The 1254-nt window shown below is 69.4% G+C and carries 2 protein-coding genes and 1 pseudogene; all 3 read right to left on the reverse strand.

Translation table 11 applies throughout. From position 1 onward, the window contains the following. Window positions 1-205 (reverse strand): annotated as a pseudogene (locus AOK08_RS41755) (phosphoadenylyl-sulfate reductase); the annotation flags it as partial. Then, a complete protein-coding gene (locus AOK08_RS41760) occupies window positions 202-381 on the reverse strand; it encodes a hypothetical protein (protein WP_055535792.1) in 180 nt (59 codons plus the stop codon). The gene AOK08_RS41760 and the pseudogene AOK08_RS41755, both read right to left, overlap by 4 nt. Further along, window positions 378-1254: nitrite/sulfite reductase (locus AOK08_RS41765; protein WP_198539567.1), on the reverse strand; the 877-nt coding region annotated here is incomplete at its 5' end. The genes AOK08_RS41765 and AOK08_RS41760, both read right to left, overlap by 4 nt.

Raw genomic sequence — 1254 nt, forward strand, 5'->3', positions numbered from 1 at the left:
CGACGTCCACGCCGGGCATGGCACGGGAGGCGAGGTGGGCGACCACCGCGTCCTCCATGGAGGAGGTCACGCAGAAGCGGTCGCCGAAGGTGGTGGTGGCCCACTGGAGGATCTCCAGCGCGGAGGCGTCCTCCAGGTCACGCCCCGCCTGCTCGGCGAGCGCCTTCAACTCCTCGGTCGTACGGTCTTCCTGAGTCGTCGTCATATCTCGTCCCCTCCACCGTCGGTGCGCTGAAGTCCACGGGACAGCAGCCCGAGGAACTTCAGTTGGAAGGCTCGATTGCAGGCTCCGCATTCCCAGGCGCCGTGGCCCTGCTCGTTCGGGCGCAGGTCCTCGTCGCCGCAGTAGGGGCAGTAGAAGGGGGCGGCACGCTCGCTCATGACAGGGCCTCCTCGGAGGCACGGGCCGCCCAGGTGGCGAACCGCTCGCCGTCCTCGCGGTCCGCCTGGAAGTTCTTCAGCACGCGCTCGACGTAGTCCGGCAGCTCGTCCGAAGTCACCTTCAGACCACGGACCTTGCGGCCGAACCCGGCCTCCAGACCGAGGGCGCCGCCCAGGTGGACCTGGAAGCCCTCGACCTGCTCGCCCGCGTCGTTGAGGACCAACTGCCCCTTGAGACCGATGTCCGCGACCTGGATACGGGCGCAGGCGTTCGGGCAGCCGTTGATGTTGATGGTGATCGGCTCGTCGAACTCCGGGATACGGCGCTCCAGTTCGTCGATCAGGGAGGCGCCGCGCGCCTTCGTCTCGACGATCGCGAGCTTGCAGTACTCGATGCCGGTGCAGGCCATCGTGCCGCGCCGGAACGGGGACGGCTTGACGGTCAGGTCGAGCGCCTCCAGGCCCTCGACGAGCGAGTCGACCTGCCCCTCCTCCACATCGAGCACGATCATCTTCTGCTCGACGGTGGTGCTGAGGCGGCCCGAGCCGTGCGCCTCGGCCAGGTCGGCGATCTTGGTGAGGAGCGTGCCGTCCACCCGGCCCACGCGCGGGGCGAAACCGACGTAGAAGCGGCCGTCCTTCTGGCGGTGCACGCCGACGTGGTCGCGCCAGCGCTCGACGGGCTGGGCCGGGGCCGGGCCGTCGGTCAGCTTGCGCTTCAGGTAGTCGTCCTCCAGGACCTGGCGGAACTTCTCCACGCCCCAGTCGGCCAGCAGGAACTTCAGGCGGGCGCGGGTGCGCAGCCGCCGGTAGCCGTGGTCGCGGAAGATCGAGATGACACCCTCGTAGACGTCCGGGACCTCGTCCAGCGGG

It is taken from the genome of Streptomyces graminilatus (genome assembly GCF_001418565.1).
In the GTDB taxonomy this organism is placed as follows: Bacteria; Actinomycetota; Actinomycetes; order Streptomycetales; family Streptomycetaceae; genus Streptomyces; species Streptomyces graminilatus.